We start from the raw sequence: 15,437 nt of genomic DNA, 5'->3' as shown, positions 1-15,437 counted from the left end.
CCCGCTCCACGCCTCAGTCGGACTCGGCGCCTATTCGGGCGCGTACTTCACCGATCACCGCGTCCAAGTCGAGACCGTAGAGTGGTCCCGAGGACTCGCGGTAGGCGACGAGGTGTCGTGCGCCTCGCCTGAGGAGCCGGTCGGCACCGACCGCGTTGCCACGCGCGGCGTGGGTGAGGGCGACGCACAATTGTGCGAGTCCCTGCCACAGTGGACGCTCGCCATCGGGTCCGGTCTTCCAACGAACCTCGAGGACCTCATGCGCGGAGAACGGGCGGCCGGCGCACACCAGGTCGCGCGCGACCTCGAGGGTCTGCTCAGGCGGCATCGGCTCCTCCGAGACCGGCTCGACGCCCTTCTCGCCATAAGTGAGGGGTCGACCGAGCGCATCACGCGGCCTCGCCTGACGCGCCCTGCCGTCATCGTCACGATCTCTGGTGGTCATGATGACTCCTCCCGACGCACACCGTACGCGGGCAATCACCCACCGCCGACAGTCCCCCGCGACGACGATGCGCCATTCCGAAAAGATTTCGCATGAGTGAATTCACGAACACCCCACCATTTCACAAATCCACCACAGACCAGAAAGTCGGATAAACGCGTCCTTGGGCAGGATCTGGAATTATTCACGCTGTCAGACCGACTAATCACTATCTTGAAGGAATGCCTCGGCACGTATCCGGAAGGTATTCGACAAAGAAGATGCGCCTCCAGAACTGGGTCATATGACCCAATTATCGATCAGTTCCGAGCAGCTGCCCGGCCCAACAAAGCGGCTCGCACCGTCTGGTAGGCCCGAATATGAGTTGCATTACGGGACAGCACCGCATCGGAACACGTCAGCAGGGCCATATCCGCCAGCGCTACCCGATGTATACCCGCGATCAGTTGGAAATCGTCTCGGCGAAGTGCGTATGTGAGTCCCGGAAGCCAGACAGACGGGTCGGGAGGCACCCCGCCGTTCAGGACGCTTGCGGTCTCGATGCACCATTGCACCAGGTCCTCAAACCGCTGTCGGGCCAGCTGACGTAGCGCGGCGTCAATCGCCTCGGTTCCCAGGTCGCCGTCGTGAACGAGCAAGGACAGCGCAGAGTTCGCGTCACGATCCCCGCACCCGTGCAGCCATGCCGCGCAGAAGTAGAGGGCGTCCGCGTCGCCTGCAGCTTGGCACCGGCGCAGTGTGGCGATCAATTCGATTGCTCCCGAATCCGATCTCATCAATGTCGTCCCCCCAACGCCGACCAGCCAATCATGCTCCACGCCCCAATGTCTGTCACTCGATCAAGTGACTGCGCATCTTCGGAACGCATTTCGACACCAGTCCATCCAAGGTCGCGCAAGTCGCTGAGTTTTCCAACCAATAGTTCTTACCCCGGAATAATAACCCATCGGCCGTAAGTCGGAATACGTTCAAAAGGGGAACATGTTCCATTCAGTCGTCTGCACTTTTCTCGAACGGGTGAGATCCTGAATCAGATTTCGTTTTTTGTTCCGTTGACGAGCTACGCGCCGATCCGGCTGAGTCCCACTCGGACGTCGACCCGCTCCCAGACCTCCACCGACTCCGATAATCTCGACTTCCGGAAAAACTGGAACGTGTTCTATATCGTCGGATCATGAGCTCAACTTCGATTCGAGTAGTGGTCTGGGGTACCGGGAACGTCGGTCGCGCAGCGATTCGCGCCGTCGACGCCCATCCGGGTCTCGACCTTGTCGGCGTCGTCGTCCACGACACTGCAAAGGCCGGACGCGATGCCGGTGAACTCGCAGATGTCGGACGAACGCTGGGAGTCGCCGCGACAGGCGACATCTCGCAGGCACTTGCCATCGCCGACGCCGTTGTCTACGCGGCGTCCGGCGACATCCGCCCCGATGAGGCACTGACCGACATCACCCGCGCCATCCGGGCCGGGGCCACCGTGGTCAGTCCTTCTCTCTATGCCCTGTACGACCCCACCTCTGCGCCGCCGGAACTGCGGGACCCGGTCCTCGCGGCGATCGCCGACGGCGGTGGCTCGCTGTTCGTGTCCGGCATCGATCCCGGGTGGGGCAACGACATCCTGCCCATACTTGCGAGCGGGCTCGCCTCGACGGTAGAGCAGGTTCGCTGCCAGGAGATCTTCGACTACACCACCTATGACCAACCCGACTCCGTCCGATACCTCATCGGAATGGGTCAACCGATGGACTACGAGCCACCGATGGTGGCGCCGTCGGTTCCGACCATGGTGTGGGGCGGGCAGATCAGGCTCATCGCCCGCGCACTCGGTGTCGAGATCGACGAAATCCGCGAGACACTCCTTCGGCGCCCTCTCGAGGCCGGTGTCGAAACCGCGCACATGGGGACATTCGAGGCCGGCACGCAGGGTGCCATACGGTTCGAGGTGCAGGGAATCGTCGGCGGTGAGCCGTTGATCGTCATCGAACACGTCACCCGGATCCATCCATCCTGTGCCACAGACTGGCCGATGCCGCCCGACGGTGGAGACGGTGCCCACAAGGTCATCATCGAAGGCCGCCCGCGCATCGAGATCTCGGTGGAGGCCACAGATGAGGGCGGCAACCGTGCGGCGGGTGGCAACGCCACCGCGGTAGGACGTCTGGTCAACTCCATCGGCTGGCTCAGGTCTGCGGGGCCCGGCCTCTATGACGCACTCGACGTACCGCTCGTCCCGGCGGTCGGCAAACTCACGAGGATGGCACCGGCATGATCATCGACGTTCCCGAGGGCAAGGATCCCATCAACTATGTCTGGGGTGAGATGGTCCCCGGCATCGGCGGAGCAGCCGCCAACTTCTCCTTGAAGGTGTACTCCGACAGCACACTCGGTCTCCGTGAGTTCGAGGCCGCGCGGCTGCGCATCGCGCAGATCAACGGTTGTGTGTTCTGTCAGGACTGGCGGACCGGACGCGATGGCGAGAAGGTCGAGTCGACGTTCGATGAGGCCGTGCAGAACTGGCGGACCACGGACGCGTTCGACGACCGCACGCGACTGGCCGCCGAATACGCCGAACGTTATGCGCTCGACCATCACGGCCTCGACACGGACTTCTGGTCGCGGATGACCGCGGCATACAACCAGACACACATCGTTGAACTGAGCATGTGTCTGGGGTCGTGGCTGGCGTTCGGGCGCCTGAACCATGTCCTCGGAATCGACTCGGTCTGCGTGCTGCCCGGCCACTGAGGCTCGCCATCTACTCATCCGATTCGGATGATGTGGCGGCGCCGCTCCTGGGTCAGAGTTCAGAAGCGCGTTCCCGAGGGGGTTCGGCGGAGCCGCCGGATCGGCGACGTCGGCCGCGCGGTGGCGCATCCGACCGATGAGATGAGGCCGACCGATGGTGGCTCCGAGCGCCGACGAACCGTTGACACCGACCGAGCGCGCCGAACTAGAACGTCTCAGGCGCGAACTCGCCGAGCGTCAGGCTGCGTCCGGAGTCCCGGGTGCGGCGGCAGCGTCGAACGAACGGCGCGGACTGCGGTGGACGGCGACCGGTCTGCTGTTGATCTTGGTTGCGGTGTTGGCGTTCTCGGCTGTGCTGGCGCGCTTTGCGCGCAGCGAGGTCCTCGACACCGACCGCTACGTCGCAACCGTGACTCCGCTGGCGAGAAACGCCGTTCTGCAGGATGAACTGGCCGACCAGATCACTGCGGAGATCATGGCGCGCGGCGACATCGCGAACGTCACCAAGGACGCACTGACCGCGCTGACCCAGAACGCACCCAACGTGCCGCCGGCCGTCATCGGTCTCGCGCCGGTACTCACCTCACAAGCACAGTCGTTCATCCGGCAAGCAGTCACGGCGCTGGTCAGGTCCGATCAGTTCGAAACGTTGTGGATCGAGGCGAACAGACGCGCCCATCAACGACTCGCGGCGGTTCTGACCGGGGATACGAAAGACGAGATCGCCATCAGCGACGACGGCACCGTCAGCATCGAACTCGGCCCGATCATCGACAACGTTCGAAATGCCTTGAAAGATCGCGGGTTCTCGTTTGCCGACAAGATCCCCGACATCAACAAGTCATTCGTCATCTTCCGGTCTCCCGATCTGGTCAAGGCTCAGAAAGCGGTGTCTGCACTGGACAAGGCATCGGTGATCCTCCCGTTCTTGACACTCCTGGTCGGCGCTGCAGCGATCTGGGCCGCTCCCAGGGGTTCCCGGAGAAAGGCGTTCTCACTCTTCGGGATCGCACTCGCCGTCGCCATGGCGCTGCTGGCCGTCGCGATCAGTATCGGGCGGTCGATGTATCTCGATGCGGTCCCCGCGGACGTGCTCTCTCCCGCAGCGGCAGGGGTCCTCATCGACACCATCCTCGTACCGCTGCGTACCACGCTGCGTGCAGTTGCCGTCCTCGCTGTGGTGATCGCCGTGGTCGGATACCTCACCGGGTCATCCGGATCCGCTGCCGCGGTGCGTGAGGCCTTCGGCCGTGGCCTGAACGCGGCCAGAGGCAATGCCGCGGGCCGTGTTCCGCATCCGATCGAGTCCGCTGCGGCGAGGTTCCGGACACCGTTGCGGGTTGCCGTGGTCGCGGTGGCGATCATCGTGCTCGTCTTCTGGAACTATCCCTCAGGGCTCGTCGTCATGGTGACGGTAATCGTCGCAGTACTCGCGCTGCTGGCGATCGACGTCGTCGCCCGCCCGGCAATCGCCTATCGTTCTCATGAGTACTCGACGACGAAACGGGATTGACATGAAAAAGCTTGTGGCAGTGATCGCATTCCTGGGCACTGTGCTGTTCGTGGGGGCATGCAGCAGCGAAGACGTACAGAATGCGACCGACCAGGCCCGGAGTAGTGCCGAACAACTCGTCGACAACGCCTCCACCGCCGCCGGCGACGTGAAGGACAACGGTTACATCCAGGCGCTGGAGTCCCAGAACGCCACTTTCGGGAGTCGGGAAGACCAGATCGCCGCAGCGCAGACCGCGTGCGACGAGCTCTCGAACGGCACCAGCCTCAATGACACGGTCACCAAGATCTCCGACGAGACAGGTCTCGACGAATCCAAGTCGCGGACTCTGATCAACATCGGTGTCCCCCTGTACTGCACGAGCAACTCGGCCAAGCTCGCCGGCAACTGACCCGCCTGAGTAACCACATATACGATCGTCAGGTGCTCAGGGGCGACGGAGACGGGTCACCATCGTGACCACTTCCGTACTCATCGCCCTGGTGGTGATCGTCGGATGGTCGCTTGTTGCCGGACGCCTGGCGCGGTTCCGGATCTCGGGACCACTGCTGATGGTCACCGCCGGCATTGCCATCGGGCTCAGCACTCGCAACGACATCGGTCAGACGCTCAACACCGTTGCCGCCGAAAAGGTCGTGGAACTGATCCTGGCGGTTCTGCTGTTCGTCGATGCCACCGAGGTCAAGGGCGGATATTTTGCCGGCGAACGACGAACCTCGGTCAGACTGCTGCTCGTCGCGATGCCGTTGTCGATCGGCGCAGCCCTGCTCGCGGGAGCAGCGTTGCTGCCGAGTCTGTCGATCGGAGTCCTGCTGGTCATCGCGTGCATCGCCATCCCGATCGATCTCGCGCCCACCTCATCGATGGTCCGGGACAAACGAATACCCGTGCGCGTGCGCAACGTCCTCAACATCGAGAGCGGTTACAACGACGGGATCGTTGCACCGCTGTTCGTCTTCGCGTTGACCCTCGCGGGTGATCATTCACATGCGGAGGGTCGGGTAGATGCACTCGAAACCGCGGTGCCGTCAGCGGTCTACGCCATCGTCGCCGGTGGCGTGGTCGGTGTCGTCGCTGCCTGGCTGACCAACCAATCGATGGCGCGGGGATTCGCGACCGAACAATCGATCCGGATCAGCCTGGTCATCTTTCCCCTTTTGGCCTACGGTTCGGCAACCGAGTTGCAAGGCAACGGTTTCGTCGCTGCATTCATCTGCGGTATCGCCTACAAGGCGGCGCGGTCGACTCTGCCGACCGAGTCGGAGCTCAGTCTTGTCGACGATGTGAGTGTGCTCGCTGCTCTGGCAATGTGGTTTGTGTTCGGGTGCACTGCAGTCCTGGTACTCGAGTTCGGGTTTGTCTGGCAGATCATCGTGCTCGCGGTCGCAGCGCTGACCGTCCTGCGGATCGTGCCGGTGTACCTCTCGTTGCTGGGTACGACGCTGAGCCGGACCGACCGACTGGTGATCGGCATGCTGGGCCCGCGCGGCACCGCGTCCATCGTGTTCGGGCTGTTGGCATACAACGCGCTCGAAGGCCGGATCGCCAACGACACCCTGTATGCGATGACGGTGACGGTGCTGGGCAGTGTGGTGATCCACGGCATCGGTTCGACGCTGGTCGCCCAGTGGTACGAACGGCGCTCGACCCCGAGTTCCGCGCAGTAGGGAGTTGTGCCCGGGGAAGGAATTGTGCCCGGGAAGGATTTGTGCCCGGGAAGGATTTGTGACAGTAGGGTCGACGATGTGGCAGATAAATACTTGTCGGTGAGCGTCGAAGTACCTGTGACGCCGTCCGCGGTGTTCAGCGTTCTCACCGATCCGGCGAAACACGTCGAACTCGACGGCTCCGGGATGCTACAGCTGGCCCACGCACCAGCCCGGATCGCTGGTGAGGGAGAGACATTCGCCATTGCGATGCGTGATGAGTCGGGCAGACCTTACGAGGTCGTCAATCACGTCGTGGCATTTGAACCCGACAGGGTGATCGCCTGGATGCCTGCGCGCCCTGATCGGCCGCCCGTCGGGGTGCGATGGGAGTGGGAGCTGACAGCTACCGAGGACGGAACGCGCGTGACACAGACGTGCGATTGGTCGCGCGTCACAGATCCCGAGTACCTCGCCCGGCGAAAACTGCCGCGGGTGTCGGCGGACAAGATGCGCGAGTCCATCACGCAGGTCGCCGCGCTTGCCGGCCGCTGATCTAGTGTTCCAGAGCCTCGAGGTCCCGGCGTGCGTTTTCGGACTCCTCGCGCGCTGAGGTCAGATCCCTCTGCGCTGCCTCGACCTGATCGGTGGCGGCCTTATGAGCCCGGTTCGCAAACTGGCTTTCCTGTTCTGCCTGCGCGAGCTGCTCCCGGAGTTCGTCGACTCGCTTGTCGACGGCAGCCACCGAATCGGCGGCGTGCTCGGCGTCGGCCTGGGCCGTCTCGAGCGCCGCATCGGCCTCGCGCTCGGATTTCTCGGCCGCGGCGACCTGCTCCTTCGCCGCTGTGATCTCCTCCGGGTCCGGCTTCTTCTTCTCTGCGGGTGCGGCTTTCGGCTTCCGAGCGCGTCCCCCGACCACCGCCATCCCAGCCGGTCCCATCCCGCTGTAGCTGACTGCGGTCACCAAACGACCCGCTCGCACCTGTTCGGCGATGTCGGGGTCGGCCAGAGCGGCATGCAACGACTGCCCGACCTCTCGGAGCGCGTTCTCACTCGCGGAGTGGCCGTGGTCGACGGCCAACTCACCGGCCTGTCGAGCCATCGCTCGAACCACCTTCTGCCGCTGCGTGGTCAACGAACGCAGGTCATCGCCGGCGAGGTGGCGCTGGGCATCACGCAGCGCCTCGCCCAACTGGAGGAGCTTCTCGACGTCATCGGAGTGCTCGCGGGCGAGCACGTTCACCATCCAGGCGACCAACGTCGGCCTGCGCAGCTGCGATATCTCCTTGGCGAGAGCTCGATCACCCTGTGCTCGCGCTTCTTTCACGTGGGCGTCACGCACCTGTACGAAGTCGCCCGGATCTAGACCATAGAGCTCATCGGTCACCTCGTTGATGTCCACCGCCCGGTCCTGCCCGACCTACGACTTGGACAGTCCGGGGGCCAGGAAGAAGACGGGGATCAGCCGCTCCGTGCGCTGCTCGTAGATGGCGAAGTTCGGCCAGGTGTCGAGTAGCGTCTGCCACGCCTGCTCGCGCTCCGTCCCGGTGATCTCACGCCACGAGACGGTGCGCGTTTTCCCGCGGTGGACCACCTCGGCCGTCTCGCACGCGCGGAGGTTGAGCACCCACACTGGCAGCTTGGGATTACCGAAGTACGATCCGGCTATCAACCAGCCACCGTCCTGTGGGACACAGAGTAAGGGCGTCGACCGCACGTTTCCGGTTTTGCGGCCGGGTACCCGCAGGACGATGTTCGGCAGCCCAGCTATGTCGAGAACGCTGACCCGGCCCTTGGTCGCGCCCTGCAGCCGCACATCGCACTTCTCGATGAGCGGAAGCATCTTCGGCATCCACGAGACCGCACCTATCTTGACCGCCAGCGGCGTCAGAATCCCCACCGGGTCAGGCTACCCACTTCACCGGGTCGCCACGCGGTCAGTGCGTCGATACATCAGGTCTCCGTGGTTCTCATGGCGCTCTGCCTTCGTCGGATGATGCCGGTGACCACGGCGATGGTGGATCCGATGGCCAGAAAGATGGCAGAGGCGAACGGGAGTGCGTTGTCGATGAATCCGACAGCCACGACAGCCGGGATGGCCACCGCAGGCCACGGGAAGACCGCTCGCCACGTCCGCGCGCTTCCGGCCAGCACCATGCAGACCCCGGCGACGAACAATGCCAGACCACCGCACAGCGCCCAGCGACCACCAGAGGTGAGCTCGCCGACGGGATGCAGAACATACTGCTCGATGCCCACCCCGAGCAGAGCGGCGCCCAACGTCAAAGGCAGGTGACCGTAGATGTACGAGTCCGCCCGGCCGCTGCTGTGCGCATCGTCATCGGACTGCAGCAGCGTCTTGGCTTCGGCCCCTCCGATGTCGAAATACATCCACCACATTGCGGCGGCGATGGTGAATCCCAACGCGGCCACGACGATCGAGGACAGTGCCCAGTGGGTGTCATGCATTCCCAAGACGATCGCGGAGACGGACTCCCCGAGGACCAAGATCACGAAGAGCCCGAACCGCTCCGGCAGATGATCGAGGTGCAGCGGGATGTCCGGGCCCCAGCGGGTGGCCGCGAACGGCGCCGACGCCTCGATGAGAATTCCGGCTGCCCACAGTCCGTACGTGATCGGACCGGGGGTGAACAGCGACGTCGTCCACAGGAGTGCACTGACAATTGTGGTCGCGAAGTACAGGTTGATGGTCGGCCTGGAGTCGACGATGTGCACCCAGGCCCGCGCGTACAAGACAGCGAGGACGATGCGGGTGGCCACATAACCGATCGTGAAGGCCACGACCCCGGATGACGGAACCGATCCCGCACTCGCCGCCATGACCGCAACCGCGAACGTCGCACTGAGTTTGAGGACTCGATAGATGACGTCATTGGTGTCGAATCGGTTGGCGTACAACGTCATCGTCACCCATGACCACCACGTGATCGTGAACAGGCCCGCAAACACCGCGGCTCCGTGCCAGGTGAGGTCCTTGGTGAACGCGATCGCGAGCTGATGGATGACCAGCACGTAGGCGAGGTCGTAGAAGAGTTCGAGTCTGGACGCGGCCCGGTTGTCGTCAGTGCGGAGCCGCGGAGGTTCGTTGAGCGGGGTCTGCTGTCCCCCCGCGTTGTCGTCGCGATCGCCCGGCGTCTGTTCTTTGCCGTCGACGGACATCAGGGTGTGCCGACGTCGGCCTGCGGATTCATCCCCGATTGATACCCACATTTCGGACAACGAAACCCCGCGGCTGCGCCCTCCGACCGTGCTCAACCGGCGTTGACGGTCTCCCGGGTACGGGTGCCGTCGGTGGCGAGCCATCCGACCTTGGTTCCGAGCACGGCATCGGCGCTGAAGCGGCCTGCGCCGACGACCGCGAGGAGCAGTGCGCCCGCACCTAGAGCCAGCACCAATTCGTAGCCGCCATCGGAGACCCACAGGCCGGCATCGATGTGAGCGAAGAAGTACGCCCCCAGCATGTCCAGGAAGAACAGGATTCCGACGATGGGCGTCAGCAGACCCGCGATCAAAGCGATACCACCCAGGATCTCGAGCCAGGTGACGGCAAACGCCGACACCGGGGCCAGTGGTACGTCCATCCCCTCGAAGCTCGCCTTGGTGCCGTCGAATCCGTACGTGTTGAGTTTTTGCAGGCCATGAGCCAGGAACACGATTCCGATGCCGATGCGCGCGATCAGGATTCCGGTGCTTCGGATGATGGGGTTGTTCATGTCTCGATTGCCCTCATTCTTTGATTGACTTGATGTGTCAAGTGAATCGTAGGGATATTGACTTGAAGCGTCAAATGATGGATCAAGCGAACTTCTCGGACTAGACTTCAGCGATGCGCAACGAGCCCGAGCCGAACTGGCTCGACGACGAAGAGATGGATGCCTGGATCCAGGTGGCGATCCTTCTGTCGCGGCTGCCTCATGCCCTGGACGCGCAGCTGCTGCGCGATGCGCAGTTGACCCATTTCGAATACGAGGTCCTCGCTTCGTTGTCCGAGGCCCCCGATCGCACGCTGCGGATGAGCACGCTCGCCGAGTTGGCGAACGGCTCGTTGTCGCGGCTGTCTCACGTGGTGACGCGGCTCGAGAAGAGAGAATGGGTGCAGCGCAGGCCGTGCCCAGAGGACGGCCGGTACACCAATGCGTCACTCACCGGAGCCGGTTGGGACAAGGTCGTAGAGACGGCCCCCGGTTACGCCGCCAACGTACGGGAGCTGGTCGTGGATCGGCTCAGCCGCGCGCAACTGCGTCAACTGGCCGCCATTGGCAGGCGGATCAACGGAATCCCACCGGGATCGCGTCAACCCACCGCATATCGGAGCAGCACCACTCCCGACTCGAAAGCGCGCGACTGAAGCAGGGTCACGTTGGTGGCCTCGCGACCATCCGGGAACAACCCCCGGCCACGCCCCTGCACCACTGGATATACGAACAACCGCAACTCGTCGACCAATCCGGCCTCGAGCAGTGCATGCCCGAGCCGAATGCTTCCGGTGAGCACGATGTCTTCACCCGGCTGCTGCTTGAGTTCGCGGACGGCAGCAATCGGGTCTCCGGCTACGATCGTCGAGTTCTGCCATTCGGGGTCGGTCAGAGTCGACGACACGACGTACTTCTGAACGCCGTTGAGATAGTCGGTGACGCCGGTGGTGTCGTTCTCCTGCGCCGGCCAGTGACCACGGAAGTCGACGAACGTCTGCCTGCCGACCAGCAGTGCATCCGCCGCCGCATCCTGCAGGTGCATCTCCTCGCGCAGGCCTGGATCGTCAACGGTCGGATCGAACCAATCCGTGGGCATCTCGATCGATCCGTCCAGGGTCATGTTCTGCGTGATGGCGAGCGTGCGCATTCTCTTCTCCTCGTCGACCGGGTTCGGTATTCGTCGTCGCAGAGGTAGACCAGATGGCACCCGACTTCTCACCGATCGGTCACGGCGCCAGCGTGAACCAATCAGCGAAGCCCGACGGGTCGTGCCTGCCCAACGCGCCGTGCTCGAACAGTCCGAACCCCTCGACACCGTCGGCGCCGGGCCCGTTGCAGACGGCCCGGCCCACGTGGTCGATGACGCCGAACATGATCCGTCCCGCGTTCGCCTCGTCGGTGACGTCATAGGTGACCCGTTCGGTGAACTTCTCCCCCTTCCAGGTGCCGTGAATCCAGTCGGGATCGCCGCCGTAGCCACCGCCCAGATGTATCGGCACCGCGAGCCGGGACTCGACCTCCAAGATCAGTGGCGACCCGTCTGGCGTCGTGCACTCGATGGTCGCGCCCGTCGGCACTCTGGTACCGGAGGCATAGCGGATCGTGACCTTCGGCCAGCCCAGTTGTTCGAGCCGGCCGCCTGGCCAGACGCGAGTGCAGTCGTTGAGGATCCGGAAACCATTCGGGTCCTCCTGCATGATCAAGACGATCGCGAACTCCTCGAAACGCATCGGCACGTAAAGCCACCACATGCCCTCGAACGGCGGGTCCGCCGGCCGTCCCGCGGGTTCGGGCTCTCCCACCGGGCGGATGCCCCAGGATCGATCGCGGGTCCCGACCCAAGTCGACGGGTCGACCGCGATGTCGCTCCCGTCGACGGAGACGACGCCGCTCCAGGTGCCCACCTGCGCAAATCGCTGTGCCTGCAACGTGATCTTGCTGCCGGTTCGCATGATGTGCGGCTGCTCCTGCAGAACGTCGAACGATCCCTGCCAGGTCATGTCCATGGCGATGCCCTCGGTCTCCTCCAGGATCAACCTGAGTGTCTGGAGGGGCTCTACGACCTCGATACGGTAGCCGTTGACGCGTTGGTTCAGGCGGTCGGAATCGATCGCATCGCCGAGGTGCACAGCTGTCTGGACGTCACCGCGGCGCACGAGAACGAAGGCATCTTTGGTGCCCAGGTTCGGGTAGTACCCGGCACCGGTGATCACGAAGATGTCGCCGGTGCGGTCGTGGGCGTTGAAATAGCTGCGGTCGTAGAAGTTTCGATCACTCGAATCGACCAGACCGATCGGCAACGGCGTCTGGTGGATGGGAAACTCATCCAAGGGACCGATCACTTGGCATCTCCCTCGCCGGTGGAGAAGAGAGCGTTTCCTGCGATGAGCTCTTCCAGCAGTGCTCGGTGGTGGAACAACCCGTCGACCTCGTCGGGCATCTCGATCTCGCCGAAGTGCACCTGCCGCGCTCCGGTGCGCATGAACACGCAACCCCAGATCACCGCGGCATAGGCATAGAACCAGCTGAGGTCGCCGACTTCGACCCCGGTGAGTTCGGTGTATGTCGCGACGACATCCTCCTCGCGAAGGACATCGGGCATCCCCGACAGTCCCATCAGAGTCGTGATGTGTTGAAACACTCGATGCGAGAAAATCATCCAGGCCAGATCGAGCTCACGGGGCCCGAGTGCGGTCATCTCCCAGTCGAGAACCGCCACCGGCTCGAAATCCCGATAGAGGGTGTTGCCGAATCGGGCGTCACCCCAGAGCAGGACCGGGTCGGCCGAATCGGCCGTCGTCGGCCAATTGTCGTCCAGCCACTCGAACGCGCGGTCCAGCAACGGTGATCTACCGATACCGGGTACCGCGAACTCGTACCAGGACTTGCACCAGTTCACGTTACGGCGCAGCGCGGTATCACCTCCGCCACCTTCGCCGAGAAAGGCAAAGGTCTCGGACGCATTCGGGATCGAGTGCAACCCGGCGAGGATCTCGACCGTGGCATCTTGCAGTCTGCGCTGCCGTTCAACGTCTGCATCATGAAACCAGTTGTCGCCGAACGTGTACGGCATCACATCGGGCGGCACGAGGCCTTCGACGTGATCCATCAAGAAAAACGGCGTCCCGAGCACATCGCCGGTGGGTTCCATCCAGTGCACCTGGGGCACGGGGATGTCGGTCAACGCGCCGACCAAGCGCATCACCTCGAACTGATGGTCCAACCGGTACGTCGGGAACACCGGGATGTCCTCAGCCGCCGGGGTGACCCGAGCGACATAGCGGTGGGTGGTCTTCTCGCCGTCGGTCTCCCACGTGGCGGCGAGCACGATGGTCTCCGACGACATGCCGTTGGAGTCGATGCCGCTGTCTACCACGACGTCGGGCACCACACCTCCGGGCAGCACCGTCGACAGCCACGCGGCAAGACGATCTGGAAGTGTGGAGGCATCTCGACTCGTACGTTGGAGTTTCATGTCGGCAAGCGGTTGTTCAGTGGCCACGATGCCCTTCCGGAAGCCTGCACACCACATAGAAAGTGTGACGCAAATTACGATACGGTTGGTAGCGTAATGAAAGCAGAGACCCCACCTGATGACAAGACCCCCGCCGGGCGCCCGCGCGACCGCAGCATCGATGAAGCGATCCTGCGGGCCACCGCGGAACTGCTCGTCTCGATCGGCTATTCGGCGCTGACTCTCGCCGCCGTGGCCCAACGCGCCGGCACCACGAAAACCGCGCTCTATCGTCGTTGGTCCAGCAAAGCCCAGCTGGTCCACGAGGCTGCGTTCCCGGCCCCGGTGACCACCCTCATCCCGGAGTCCGGCGATCTCACCACAGACATCCGTGCGCTGATAGCGGGGTCCCGGTCGATCTTCACCGACCCGGTGACCCGCGCGGCGCTGCCGGGACTCCTGGGCGAGGTCGGTGCCGATCCGATGCTCAACAAGCTTGTCATGCAACGCTTTCAAGACGGCGTGTTCGCCGCGATGCGCCTTCGGCTCGACCGAGCCGTGGAGCGTGGTGAGGTCAGGGCGGGCATCGACCCCGACCGACTGCTCGAGGTCATCGGCGGGAGCACCATCCTGCGATTGCTGCTCCGTCCGGACGAGGACCTCGACGATGACTGGGTCGAGCAGACGACGACTATCGTCTTACACGGAATCGCGGGCCAGCCGGATTCGACGCATGCCGGAGGTTGAAACATGCCACAGCCAGGTCAGACCCTCGACAAACTCGGTTTTCTCACCATCGGGCGCTTTGACCCCGCGGACCCGCGAACCGGCCACGAGGAGACCCTGCGCACCATCGAACTGGCCGAAGAACTCGGCTTCGACAGCGTGTGGCTGCGACACCGGCACCTTCAATACGGGATCTCGTCTCCGGTGGCGGTCATGGCGGCTGCCACCCAGCGCACCAAGCGGATCGAACTCGGCACGGCGGTCATCCCGCTCGGACTCGAGAACCCCCTGCGCTTGGCCGAGGACCTCGCGACCGTCGACCTGCTCTCCGGCGGCCGGGTCAATCCTGGCGTCTCCGTGGGTACGCCGATGCGGTACGACGACTTCAAGACCAAGCTGTATCCGGAGTCGTACGACCTCGAGAACTTCAGCAAGGATCGGGTCCTGCGGCTGATGGACCACATCCGTGGGGTGCCGGTGAGCGACTTCGAGGGCACCGTGGGTATCGAGCAGTTCTCCCGAATCGTTCAGCCACACTCACCCGGATTGATCGATCGGCTCTGGTACGGCGGCATGCTCTCCTCGGCCATCTGGGCCGGTCGCCAGGGGCTCAACTATCTGACCAGTTCGGTCGTCAACACCGAGGGAACCGACTCTCGCGACTTCGCGACGATCCAAGGCCAGCACATCGACGCGTACCGGGCCAATCATCCCCACCCCGAAAAATCCCGCGTCTCACAGGGTCTGGTGGTGATACCCACGGACTCCGCAACGGCGGAACAGGTCCGAAAATACAAGGAGTACGCGGCGGCCCGCTTCGACCGGACATTGTCGCCGCAAGGACCGCGACAGATGATGTTCGCGCCGGACATCGTCGGATCGTCCGACGAAATCGCCGAGATCCTGTTCTCCCATGCGGGCTTCCTGCGGGCGCAGGAGGTCGCCTTCGCGCTGCCGTTCTCCTTCGACGAGGCCGACTACCTCCAGATCATCACGGACATCGCCACCCATCTCGGACCAAAGCTCGGATGGTCACCAAAACCCAACTGACACAAAGACACACGCTCCAGCCACCTGCACACGTTGCACGGTAGTTGTCAACCTGTCTAAGACAGGGCTGGTTCTTTTCGGGGACTGTCTGAATAACGGTTGATCCGGTCATTGGTTCAACACGCCGAGCTGAGCTTGGCGG

At 63.5% G+C, this 15,437-nt stretch carries 18 protein-coding genes; 9 read left to right on the top strand and 9 right to left on the bottom strand.

From position 1 onward, the window contains the following. Positions 1-13: 13 nt before the first annotated feature. Together BFL43_RS07060 and BFL43_RS07055 are read right to left on the bottom strand one after the other, a co-directional pair. Positions 14-445: a DUF309 domain-containing protein gene (locus BFL43_RS07060; protein WP_084891875.1), complete on the bottom strand. Its 432-nt coding sequence runs from the start codon at positions 443-445 to the stop codon at positions 14-16. Between the two features lie 299 nt (positions 446-744). After that, on the bottom strand, positions 745-1,221 hold the full coding sequence (locus BFL43_RS07055) for a hypothetical protein (RefSeq protein ID WP_143695154.1): 477 nt from the start codon (positions 1,219-1,221) through the stop codon (positions 745-747). Positions 1,222-1,619: 398 nt separating this feature from the next. Between BFL43_RS07055 and BFL43_RS07050 the strand changes: the two genes are divergently transcribed. The 6 genes from BFL43_RS07050 (at position 1,620) to BFL43_RS07025 (ending at position 6,904) form a co-directional block, all read left to right on the top strand. Continuing rightward, entirely contained in the window at positions 1,620-2,714 is a 1,095-nt protein-coding gene (locus BFL43_RS07050; RefSeq protein ID WP_084891873.1) for a dihydrodipicolinate reductase, read from the top strand. Then, entirely contained in the window at positions 2,711-3,190 is a 480-nt protein-coding gene (locus BFL43_RS07045; protein WP_084891872.1) for a carboxymuconolactone decarboxylase family protein, read from the top strand. Before BFL43_RS07050 ends, BFL43_RS07045 begins: the two co-directional genes overlap by 4 nt. A 154-nt stretch (positions 3,191-3,344) precedes the next feature. Beyond that, positions 3,345-4,703: a hypothetical protein gene (locus tag BFL43_RS07040; protein ID WP_084891871.1), complete on the top strand. Its 1,359-nt coding sequence runs from the start codon at positions 3,345-3,347 to the stop codon at positions 4,701-4,703. A gap of 1 nt (position 4,704) precedes the next feature. Further along, the gene (locus tag BFL43_RS07035) at positions 4,705-5,094 is read left to right on the top strand and encodes a DUF732 domain-containing protein (RefSeq protein WP_084891870.1); all 390 of its coding nucleotides are present in this window, start codon (positions 4,705-4,707) and stop codon (positions 5,092-5,094) included. Between the two features lie 64 nt (positions 5,095-5,158). Continuing rightward, on the top strand, positions 5,159-6,370 hold the full coding sequence (locus BFL43_RS07030) for a cation:proton antiporter (RefSeq protein ID WP_084891869.1): 1,212 nt from the start codon (positions 5,159-5,161) through the stop codon (positions 6,368-6,370). Positions 6,371-6,448: 78 nt separating this feature from the next. Next, positions 6,449-6,904, top strand: coding sequence for an SRPBCC family protein (locus tag BFL43_RS07025; RefSeq protein ID WP_168176548.1), 456 nt, complete (start codon positions 6,449-6,451; stop codon positions 6,902-6,904). Position 6,905: 1 nt separating this feature from the next. Here the strand turns inward: BFL43_RS07025 and BFL43_RS07020 are convergent, their stop codons facing one another. From BFL43_RS07020 to BFL43_RS07005, 4 genes are read right to left on the bottom strand one after another with little or no spacing between them, the layout of a single operon-like run. Then, positions 6,906-7,751, bottom strand: a complete 846-nt coding sequence (locus BFL43_RS07020; protein WP_084891867.1) for a hypothetical protein — start codon at positions 7,749-7,751, stop codon at positions 6,906-6,908. Between the two features lie 18 nt (positions 7,752-7,769). Continuing rightward, the gene (locus tag BFL43_RS07015; RefSeq protein WP_143695152.1) at positions 7,770-8,249 is read right to left on the bottom strand and encodes a nitroreductase family deazaflavin-dependent oxidoreductase; all 480 of its coding nucleotides are present in this window, start codon (positions 8,247-8,249) and stop codon (positions 7,770-7,772) included. Positions 8,250-8,302: 53 nt separating this feature from the next. Continuing rightward, the gene (locus BFL43_RS07010) at positions 8,303-9,580 is read right to left on the bottom strand and encodes a low temperature requirement protein A (RefSeq protein ID WP_084891866.1); all 1,278 of its coding nucleotides are present in this window, start codon (positions 9,578-9,580) and stop codon (positions 8,303-8,305) included. 41 nt (positions 9,581-9,621) lie between these two features. Beyond that, entirely contained in the window at positions 9,622-10,083 is a 462-nt protein-coding gene (locus BFL43_RS07005; RefSeq protein ID WP_084891865.1) for a DoxX family protein, read from the bottom strand. A gap of 113 nt (positions 10,084-10,196) precedes the next feature. On the opposite strand from BFL43_RS07005, the gene BFL43_RS07000 reads away from it, so the two are divergent. Further along, positions 10,197-10,718, top strand: a complete 522-nt coding sequence (locus BFL43_RS07000) for a MarR family transcriptional regulator (RefSeq protein WP_084891864.1) — start codon at positions 10,197-10,199, stop codon at positions 10,716-10,718. Here BFL43_RS07000 and BFL43_RS06995 read toward each other — a convergent pair. The 3 genes from BFL43_RS06995 to BFL43_RS06985 form a co-directional block, all read right to left on the bottom strand. Next, the gene (locus tag BFL43_RS06995) at positions 10,664-11,212 is read right to left on the bottom strand and encodes a dihydrofolate reductase family protein (RefSeq protein ID WP_084891863.1); all 549 of its coding nucleotides are present in this window, start codon (positions 11,210-11,212) and stop codon (positions 10,664-10,666) included. The two genes, BFL43_RS07000 and BFL43_RS06995, sit on opposite strands and share 55 nt — an antisense overlap. A gap of 79 nt (positions 11,213-11,291) precedes the next feature. Next, on the bottom strand, positions 11,292-12,407 hold the full coding sequence (locus BFL43_RS06990; RefSeq protein WP_084891862.1) for a hypothetical protein: 1,116 nt from the start codon (positions 12,405-12,407) through the stop codon (positions 11,292-11,294). Beyond that, positions 12,404-13,540, bottom strand: a complete 1,137-nt coding sequence (locus tag BFL43_RS06985; protein WP_143695155.1) for a phosphotransferase family protein — start codon at positions 13,538-13,540, stop codon at positions 12,404-12,406. Before BFL43_RS06985 ends, BFL43_RS06990 begins: the two co-directional genes overlap by 4 nt. Positions 13,541-13,636: 96 nt before the next feature. On the opposite strand from BFL43_RS06985, the gene BFL43_RS06980 reads away from it, so the two are divergent. Then, positions 13,637-14,266 (top strand): TetR/AcrR family transcriptional regulator, encoded by a 630-nt coding sequence (locus BFL43_RS06980; RefSeq protein WP_084891861.1) that lies wholly within the window; start codon positions 13,637-13,639, stop codon positions 14,264-14,266. A gap of 3 nt (positions 14,267-14,269) precedes the next feature. Beyond that, positions 14,270-15,295: an LLM class flavin-dependent oxidoreductase gene (locus BFL43_RS06975; protein ID WP_084891860.1), complete on the top strand. Its 1,026-nt coding sequence runs from the start codon at positions 14,270-14,272 to the stop codon at positions 15,293-15,295. The last annotated feature ends 142 nt before the right edge of the window (positions 15,296-15,437 follow it).

The sequence above is a fragment of the Williamsia sp. 1135 genome, from assembly GCF_002095395.1.
In the GTDB taxonomy this organism is placed as follows: domain Bacteria; phylum Actinomycetota; class Actinomycetes; order Mycobacteriales; family Mycobacteriaceae; genus Williamsia.
Note: the sequence above shows the minus strand (reverse complement) of the source record. Positions and strands in the feature narration are given on the sequence as shown.